This is a genomic window from Sporolituus thermophilus DSM 23256 (assembly GCF_900102435.1).
GTDB lineage: Bacteria > Bacillota > Negativicutes > Sporomusales > Thermosinaceae > Thermosinus > Thermosinus thermophilus.
Map to the genome: position 1 here is coordinate 26954 of NZ_FNBU01000030.1, position 8081 is coordinate 35034.

9 protein-coding genes are annotated in these 8081 nt (G+C 44.6%); all 9 read left to right on the forward strand.

All coding sequences use genetic code 11. The annotated features are described in order from the left end of the window. The first annotated feature begins 23 nt into the window (after positions 1–23). Positions 24–1010 carry a UDP-N-acetylglucosamine 4,6-dehydratase (inverting) gene (gene pseB / locus BLQ99_RS13585; protein WP_093691890.1) on the forward strand — a complete coding sequence of 329 codons (987 nt, stop codon included), beginning with the start codon at positions 24–26 and terminating at the stop codon, positions 1008–1010. Next, positions 1007–2170: a UDP-4-amino-4,6-dideoxy-N-acetyl-beta-L-altrosamine transaminase gene (pseC, locus tag BLQ99_RS13590; protein WP_093691892.1), complete on the forward strand. Its 1164-nt coding sequence runs from the start codon at positions 1007–1009 to the stop codon at positions 2168–2170. Before pseB ends, pseC begins: the two co-directional genes overlap by 4 nt. Next, the gene (locus BLQ99_RS13595; protein WP_093691894.1) at positions 2167–2895 is read left to right on the forward strand and encodes a cytidylyltransferase domain-containing protein; all 729 of its coding nucleotides are present in this window, start codon (positions 2167–2169) and stop codon (positions 2893–2895) included. The genes pseC and BLQ99_RS13595 overlap by 4 nt, the downstream gene beginning before the upstream one ends. A 26-nt stretch (positions 2896–2921) precedes the next feature. Continuing rightward, the gene (gene pseG / locus BLQ99_RS13600; RefSeq protein ID WP_093691896.1) at positions 2922–4016 is read left to right on the forward strand and encodes a UDP-2,4-diacetamido-2,4,6-trideoxy-beta-L-altropyranose hydrolase; all 1095 of its coding nucleotides are present in this window, start codon (positions 2922–2924) and stop codon (positions 4014–4016) included. A 15-nt stretch (positions 4017–4031) separates the two neighbouring features. Next, positions 4032–4583 carry a UDP-4-amino-4,6-dideoxy-N-acetyl-beta-L-altrosamine N-acetyltransferase gene (gene pseH, locus BLQ99_RS13605; RefSeq protein ID WP_093691898.1) on the forward strand — a complete coding sequence of 184 codons (552 nt, stop codon included), beginning with the start codon at positions 4032–4034 and terminating at the stop codon, positions 4581–4583. Between the two features lie 23 nt (positions 4584–4606). Then, complete coding sequence (gene pseI, locus BLQ99_RS13610) at positions 4607–5659, forward strand: pseudaminic acid synthase (RefSeq protein ID WP_093691900.1); 1053 nt, start codon at positions 4607–4609, stop codon at positions 5657–5659. A gap of 47 nt (positions 5660–5706) precedes the next feature. Then, positions 5707–6069 carry a DUF8042 domain-containing protein gene (locus BLQ99_RS13615; RefSeq protein WP_093691902.1) on the forward strand — a complete coding sequence of 121 codons (363 nt, stop codon included), beginning with the start codon at positions 5707–5709 and terminating at the stop codon, positions 6067–6069. Positions 6070–6460: 391 nt separating this feature from the next. Next, entirely contained in the window at positions 6461–7228 is a 768-nt protein-coding gene (locus BLQ99_RS13620) for a type IV toxin-antitoxin system AbiEi family antitoxin domain-containing protein (protein ID WP_093691904.1), read from the forward strand. Then, a partial coding sequence (locus tag BLQ99_RS13625) for a nucleotidyl transferase AbiEii/AbiGii toxin family protein (protein WP_093691906.1) occupies positions 7221–8081 on the forward strand: 861 nt, incomplete at its 3' end. The genes BLQ99_RS13620 and BLQ99_RS13625, both read left to right, overlap by 8 nt.

Below are 8081 nucleotides of genomic sequence, written 5' to 3' on the forward strand. Positions count from 1 at the left end.
TAAGTATGGAGTTGTTATTTACAATGTTTAGTGGTAAAACCATATTAATCACTGGCGGCACCGGGTCATTCGGCCGCCAGTTTGTCCGTACAGTTTTGGCACGATACAATCCTCGCCGCCTTATCGTATATTCACGCGACGAATTAAAGCAATATGAAATGCAACAGGAATTTTGCCACGAGGCATTACGCTTTTTTATTGGTGACGTGCGTGACGGTGAGCGCCTTATCCAAGCCATGCGCGGGGTCGATTATGTCGTCCATGCCGCGGCCTTAAAACAAGTACCAGCCGCTGAATATAATCCCATGGAGTGCATTAAAACCAACATTCACGGTGCGGAAAATGTCATCAAGGCGGCCATCGCCAATAACGTAAAAAAAATCATTGCTTTGTCTACCGATAAAGCGGCAAATCCAATAAATTTATATGGTGCTACTAAGCTTTGTTCGGACAAGCTTTTCGTTGCTGCTAACAATATTGTAGGTAGCCAGAAAACCCGATTTGCTGTGGTACGCTACGGTAATGTTGTTGGGTCGCGCGGCTCTGTTGTTCCGCTGTTTAAAAAACTGGTTGCCCAAGGAGCGCAAGAACTACCAATAACAGACGTGCGCATGACCCGGTTCTGGATAACCCTGCAGCAGGGCGTAGACTTTGTCTTAAAATCATTTGAGAGAATGCAGGGCGGTGAAATATTCGTTCCCAAAATTCCATCCAGCCGTATCGTTGATCTGGCAGAGGCTATAGCGCCCGGGCTGCCCCACAAAATAATCGGTATCCGCCCAGGCGAAAAGCTGCACGAAGTAATGTGTCCGGCAGACGATTCCCATCTGACACTTGAATTTGACGACCATTATGTAATAAAACCGTCCATTACTTTCCAAACCCCTGTCGACTATACAGTAAACCCACTAGGCGAGCACGGATGGCCTGTGCCCCAGGAATTTGAATATAATTCCGGTACCAATCCGCACTTTCTCACAGTAGAAGAAATAAGGGAGCTGCTAAAATGAAAACCATTCCCTATGCTCGGCAAACGGTGGACGAAATAGACGTCCAGGCTGTAGCCGACATCCTGCGTTCAGACTTTCTTACTCAGGGGCCGATAATTGAACGGTTTGAAAAAGCGGTAGCCGCTTACTGTGGCGTTAAATATGCCGTTGCAGTAAACAGTGCAACCTCAGCCTTGCACATTGCTTGTTTGGCTGCAGGACTCGGGCCGGGCGATGTATTATGCACTTCGCCGAACACCTTTGTCGCTTCGGCTAACTGCGCCCGGTACTGCGGGGCGGATGTCGACTTTGTTGACATTGACGAACGCACCTATAACATGAGTGCGGAAAGGTTAGCAGATAAGCTCTGTAAGGCGGCAAAGAAAGGAAAATTACCCAAAGTCATTATCCCCGTACATTTTGCCGGCCAGTCATGTCGTATGGACGAAATTGGGACAATGGCTAAACAATATGGTATTACCGTTATCGAGGATGCTTCTCATGCCATCGGCGGCAGATACAAGGGCCGTCCCATCGGTTGTTGCGCTTATTCGGACATGGTGGTCTTTAGTTTCCATCCCGTAAAGATTATCACTACTGGCGAAGGCGGAATGGTCCTAACAAACCGCGAAGACTTATACAAGAAGCTGCTGCTTTACCGCAGTCATGGTATCATCCGCGATCCGGCACAGATGGAAAATGAGCCTCATGGTAGCTGGTATTACGAACAAACGGCTTTAGGTTACAACTACCGGATGACAGACATTCAGGCTGCCCTGGGGCTAAGCCAGCTGGCTAAACTTGATCGGTTTGTCGCGTGCAGGATCGAGATCGCCCGGAAGTATGATACGGAGCTGGCCGATTTGCCGCTCATATTGCCCTGGCAGGACCCGGACGGCCAATCTGCTTGGCATCTGTATGTCGTGCGGGTTGACGTAGGCAAAACCGAGAAAACCCGGCGAGAAGTTTTTGACTCGCTGCGGGCGAGCGGGATCGGCGTCAATGTTCACTACATCCCGGTCCATACCCAGCCGTATTACCAGCGGCTTGGCTTCAAGCCGGGAGATTTCCCGATAGCCGAACAATATTATCAGGAAGCGGTTAGCCTGCCAATGTACTATTCGCTAACCGCAGAAGAACAGGCATATGTGATTGATTCCCTCAAGCAGGTGTTAAAATGAAAACAGTAATTATTAGCCAAGCGCGCATGTCTTCGACGAGGTTGCCCGGCAAAGTCCTCAAAGAAGTGTTGGGTAAACCGCTGTTGGAATATCATATTGAGCGCTTAAAGAGAACTAAAAAAGCGGATGAGATAATAATTGCCACTACTGTGAATAGTGCGGACGAACCGATTGCAGAACTATGCCAACGACTCAATGTTCTTTGCTATCGTGGATCCGAAGAGGACGTACTATCCCGTTATTATTATGCCGCCTGCGAAGCGCGAGCCGATGTTGTGATTAGAGTAACGTCCGATTGTCCATTGATTGATCCTGTAGTTGTGGACCAAGTTATTGAAGCATTTACCGCATGCGAGGGATACGACTACGTTGCCAATACCCTTGTTAGGACTTACCCCCGGGGAATGGATACAGAGGTATTTTCTTTTGTTGCACTAGAGCGAGCCTTTAAAGAAGCGGTAGCGGCGCCGGAACGGGAACATGTCACGCCATATATCTATAACCATCCTGAGCTTTTTAAATTTAAAAATATCGCCTACACAACGGACCAGAGCCGGCACCGCTGGACAGTTGACACAGTTGATGATTTTAGGCTGATAGAAAAAATTCTTTTGGAGCTTTATCCTGATAAGCCAGACTTTACAATGGAAGATGTTCTTGCCTTATTTGACAGGCATCCTGACTGGTACTTTATCAATGCCCATGTAGAACAAAAGAAATTTTGAAAGTATAACCCGCTAAGGTGACATATATGGATATCGTCTTTCGCACCGACTCATCCAGGGAAATAGGAACAGGCCATGTCATGCGTTGCCTGACATTGGCTGATGCCTTAAAAGAAAAAGGCTGCCGCGCGCTCTTTATCTGCCGGGATTTTGCCGGTAATATCGGCGGACTTGTCCGGGCTAAAGGCCACGAGGTCGTCTATTTACCCCACAGGCAGGACGAGCCAGATCCTGATGACCGCGTTTTCCATGCTGCCTGGCTGGGGACAAGCTGGCAGCAGGACGCTGAGGACACGGCGACAGTATTAAGAGAGAGATTTGATCGGCCAGTCGACTGGCTGGTGGTGGATCATTATGGCATTGATGCGAAATGGGAAAAAACACTGCGACCATATACCAGAAAAATCATGGTAATCGATGACTTGGCTGACCGCCCGCATGACTGTGATCTACTGCTTGACCAAAATTTATACGAAAACATGGAAAAGCGGTATGACGGCCTCGTACCGCCGGGAGCGATAAAACTGTTAGGCCCCAAATATGCGCTGCTGCGACCGGAGTTTTACCGTGCGCGTCAGAGCATTAGGCAGCGGGACGGCACGGTGCGGCGGATACTGGTCTTTTTCGGCGGTAGCGATCCAACCAATGAAACGCTCAAGGCGCTAAAAGCGATAAAAATGCTTGATCGGCCAGACATTGCCGTGGACGTGGTTATAGGAAGCTCAAATCTGCACAAAGAAGAAATTGCCGCATTCTGCCGGGATATGCCGCAAGTGACTTTGCATTGTCAGGTAGATAATATGGCTGAACTGATGGCTAACGCTGATTTGGCCATTGGGGCCGGGGGAACGACTACTTGGGAACGGTGTTATTTGGGTCTGCCGACTATCACTATAATTATTGCAGATAATCAAGCTGAAGTTCTTACTGTACTAGCCCAAAATGGAGTGATATGGAATTTAGGTTTTTGCCATAGTGTACGTATAGTGGACATAACTCAAGCAGTGCGAAAATTGACAAACTGCCGTATTTGTTTAAAAACGATGGAAAAATTAGCTCAACAATTGCTAGATAGTGCGGATGATGGTTACGAAGTAGTATGTTTAAAATATTTGTTATAAATTGGGGGATTACTAGTGGTTGTACGGTTAAAAAAATTACACGAAGGTGCCTTGGAAAAAGTAATGAATTGGCGTATGCTGCCTGAGGTTACTAAATACATGTATACAGATCCGAAACTAACTTTAGCTGAACAAATAGACTGGTTTAAAAAAATTAGCAAAGATCCAAGGGTTCGTTACTGGTTAATTGAGGTAGATGGGGTTGACGTAGGCATAATTAATTTAGCGGATATTGATACTGATAATTTGAGATGTTGCTGGGCTTATTATATAGCAGATACTTCGTTTCGTGGTCGGGGATTAGGTACTATAATTGAGTGCAATATTTATGACTATGTTTTTGATGTTCTTAAGTTAAATAAATTGTGGTGTGAGGTTCTCACATTTAACGAGAGTGTAATAAAATTACATCAAAAATTTGGTTCTGAGGTTGAAGGAATTTTAAAACAACATATTTTAAAGAATGGTATTTTTTATGATGTAGCAAGAATGGCGATTACAAAAGATAAATGGTATAAGATCAAAAACAATTACAGTTATGACAAAATTGAAATTGAACAATATTAACCTGCGTGTGAGGACTTGTAAATATGTTTGACATAAAAACTTATAAATTCCCAATAAGCCGAAATTATCCCCCTTTTATTATCGCTGAAATGTCCGGTAATCACAACCAGTCGCTTGAAAGAGCGCTGAGCATTGTCGAGGCGGCGGCTAAGGCAGGAGTTCACGCTCTTAAGCTGCAGACCTATACTGCTGATACAATGACAATTGATCTGAGCGAACGTGAGTTTTTCATAAGCGACGACAAAAGCCTGTGGCAGGGAAAATCTTTATATAAACTGTATCAGGAAGCATATACTCCGTGGGAGTGGCACAAGCCGATTTTTGACCGTTGCCGGGAGCTCGGTATTGTCCCTTTCAGTACGCCGTTCGATGCTACGGCAGTGGACTTTTTGGAGAGCCTCGACGTCCCGTGCTACAAAATTGCTTCATTTGAAAACGTGGATTTACCGCTCATCCGTAAGGTTGCGAGTACAGGCAAACCCATAATCATGTCTACTGGCATGGCGACTTTAGCAGAGATTGATGAGGCTGTAAGGACAGCGCGTGAGGCTGGCTGTAAAGAGCTGATACTACTTAAATGTACCAGCACCTATCCGGCAAGTCCGGAAGAATCCAATCTTTTGACTATACCTCACATGAGAGAACTATTTGGTTGCGAAGTGGGGCTGTCCGACCATACATTAGGCATAGGGGCGGCAGTGGCCGCTGTAGCGCTCGGGGCTACAGTAATTGAAAAACACTTTACGTTGTCGCGTGCCGATGGCGGGGTAGACGCCGCATTTTCCCTGGAGCCAGACGAGATGAAAATACTGGTTGAGGAAACTAAGCGGGCTTGGCAGGCGTTAGGCAAAATAAACTATGGGCCTACGGAGAAAGAGAAAAAGTCGTTGGTATTTCGCCGTTCGCTTTATGTAGTCAAAGACATGGCAGCAGGGGAAGAGTTTACGCCGGAAAATCTCAGAGCCATTCGACCAGGGCTTGGTCTTGCGCCCAAATATTATAATGAGTTAATAGGCAAAAAAGTAAACCGACCCATAATGCGTGGTACTCCGGTCAGCTGGGATTTGATAGGTTAGTCCTGCCCATATGGTCATCCTTGTCCGCGATTAAAGGAGTGAGTTTTATGCACGATGCCGACATAAAACGCGACGAAGTCACACAAAAAGCGCTTGAACTCATCGCCACTGTCGACGAGGCGCTGGTGCACATGGACAAGCAGCTGACTGAGTTGCGCCTGGAAGATTTTTGGCCGTTGTTTCGTGACTTTTTGCTGGCGGTAGCCGCGTTGGCGGATAACTGGGAGTATTATGTCACGTCAGACAGCGACCGTCAACGCATTGTCGAGGCGACTCGCGCCTTCGCGGCGGCGTATGATGAATTTGACAAAATCGCCGCGAGCGGCCAGGCGCCAGCTATTCAGGCAGCGCTCAATGACCGGCTAGTGCCGACCTATCATGCCTGGAAGGCGGCATTGTTTAGTAATTAAGGTCAATCGGTGGCGATGGTAGCATAGGTAGTTCCGGCCAGGGTTAAGCTTGACTTATTTGGAAAGTTGGCTTATTTTGCCGAAAACGGTTTACGGTTGTGGCTATCAAGCCAACGGGCCCGGCCGTAAAGCTCGATATCAAAAAAAGAATGAACAGCTATGCCCGATGCTTAGACCAAATGGTTAGACAAATGAAAAGAAGTACCGGTTGAGGTTTTAAAATACCTTGACCGGTTTTTTATTTTACAATGTTTAATTTTATGCCCATAATGTTTATTTCTACACTCTTTAATTGAAAATATAAACCTTTTTGTTTTCTGGTTTAATATACATTTGAAAATGTTGATAATTAAACATAAATGGATTAAAATTAAACCGAGAGGTGACATGAATGAAAACATATGAAAAGTTGTTACAGCTTGGGGTGTTTACGATCAATGACGTTGACGCACTTTATGGCAATAGAAACAGCGCTGCTTCGGCGGTTAGATCACTCCTGAAAAAAGGTCTGGTTACAAGCATTAAGAAAAATCTTTACGTTTGCAATGATTTAGAAAATAAAGCTCCAGTTGCCGATAGATTCAAAATAGGAAGCAGCATTACCAAGGATGCCTATATTTCTCATCATAGCGCATTGGAGTTCCATGGGATTGGGCACCAACTGTTTTTCGAGGTTTATGTTTCATCGCGTTCTGTTTTTAAGACTTTTGAGTTTGGCGGTATGACATACCGTTATATTGCCTCAAAAACAGAGGAGGGTGTTGAAACCTATAACACCAATCGCGGCGTACGCGTGACAAATTTAGAAAGAACGGTAATAGACTGTATAAAAGATTTGGATAAGGCCGGCGGGCTTGAGGAGCTTTTGCAGTGCCTGCGGTTAATAACTTTCTTGGATAGTGAAAAGTTGATGAAGTATCTAAAAATATATGAGATTCAGTTTCTGTATCAAAAAGCAGGTTATATACTGGAGCATTTTAAAGAGGCTCTTCAGCTTCAAGACAGCTTTTTTGAGTTTTGTCAAAAAAATATCGTAAAAAGTAAACGCTACTTGACCTACAAAGACGACAATAACTTGGTATACAATTCAAAATGGCGACTTTTTGTACCAGAAAACCTGTTTGCATTTACGGAACCTGGAGGAGACGAACTTGTATAAATATGATAAAGGTTATTTCGATAAAAGAGCAAAAGAAACCGGCTTTATAAGAGACAATCTTGAGAAGGTTTTCAGATTAGCCGACATTCTCGAATATATTAATCGTAATCCGCTGCACAAGGATTGTCTGGCGTTGAAAGGCGGTACAGCCATCAATCTTGTTGTGTTCAATATGCCGAGACTTTCTGTAGACATCGATTTGGATTTTTGCAAACCGGTTTCAAGAGAAGAAATGCTGGAATATCGAAAAAAGATAAATGAAGATTTAATCACTTTTTTACAGACGCAAGGCTATTCACTCAACCTTGAAAAGGGAAAAAATCCACATTCTCTTGATTCATGGATATTCTGGTACATTAATTCAGCTGGGAACAAGGATAATATCAAGGTGGAGATAAACTATTCGATGAGGGTGCATGTTCTGCCAATTATTGAAATGCCTATTCAGACGGATTTTTTAGAAAGAAGCTTCCCGATAAAGGTATTGTCTCCTTTAGAACTATTTGGCAGCAAAATCAACGCACTCATTGGCAGGAGGGCTGCGAGGGATTTGTATGATATAGACAATATGATTTATTTCGGTACTTTTGATGAAAGCGAATTGCCTATGCTTAAGAAATGCTTTCTTTTTTACTTTGCAGTGGGTAGTAGCAAAGAATATGATACCACCTTTGATTTAAGCGGAATTGACAGTTTGAATTGGAGCAAGATAAAGCAAACGTTACTTCCTATGCTGAGACGTAGTGAGCACTTCGACCTTGAGGTGTCAAAAAAGCGCGTTAAAGGCTTTTTAAGTGAGTTGCTTGTGCTGGACTCAAAGGAAAAGGAATTTTTGCAGCGATTCAAGGATAAA

Bases quoted from the DNA above. Each gene is read 5' to 3' on its own strand.
- BLQ99_RS13615 (WP_093691902.1), top strand. From the start codon at position 5,707: ATGCACGATGCCGACATAAAACGCGACGAAGTCACACAAAAAGCGCTT.
- pseB (WP_093691890.1), top strand. From the start codon at position 24: ATGTTTAGTGGTAAAACCATATTAATCACTGGCGGCACCGGGTCATTC.
- pseI (WP_093691900.1), top strand. From the start codon at position 4,607: ATGTTTGACATAAAAACTTATAAATTCCCAATAAGCCGAAATTATCCC.
- pseG (WP_093691896.1), top strand. From the start codon at position 2,922: ATGGATATCGTCTTTCGCACCGACTCATCCAGGGAAATAGGAACAGGC.
- BLQ99_RS13595 (WP_093691894.1), top strand. From the start codon at position 2,167: ATGAAAACAGTAATTATTAGCCAAGCGCGCATGTCTTCGACGAGGTTG.
- pseC (WP_093691892.1), top strand. From the start codon at position 1,007: ATGAAAACCATTCCCTATGCTCGGCAAACGGTGGACGAAATAGACGTC.
- BLQ99_RS13620 (WP_093691904.1), top strand. From the start codon at position 6,461: ATGAAAACATATGAAAAGTTGTTACAGCTTGGGGTGTTTACGATCAAT.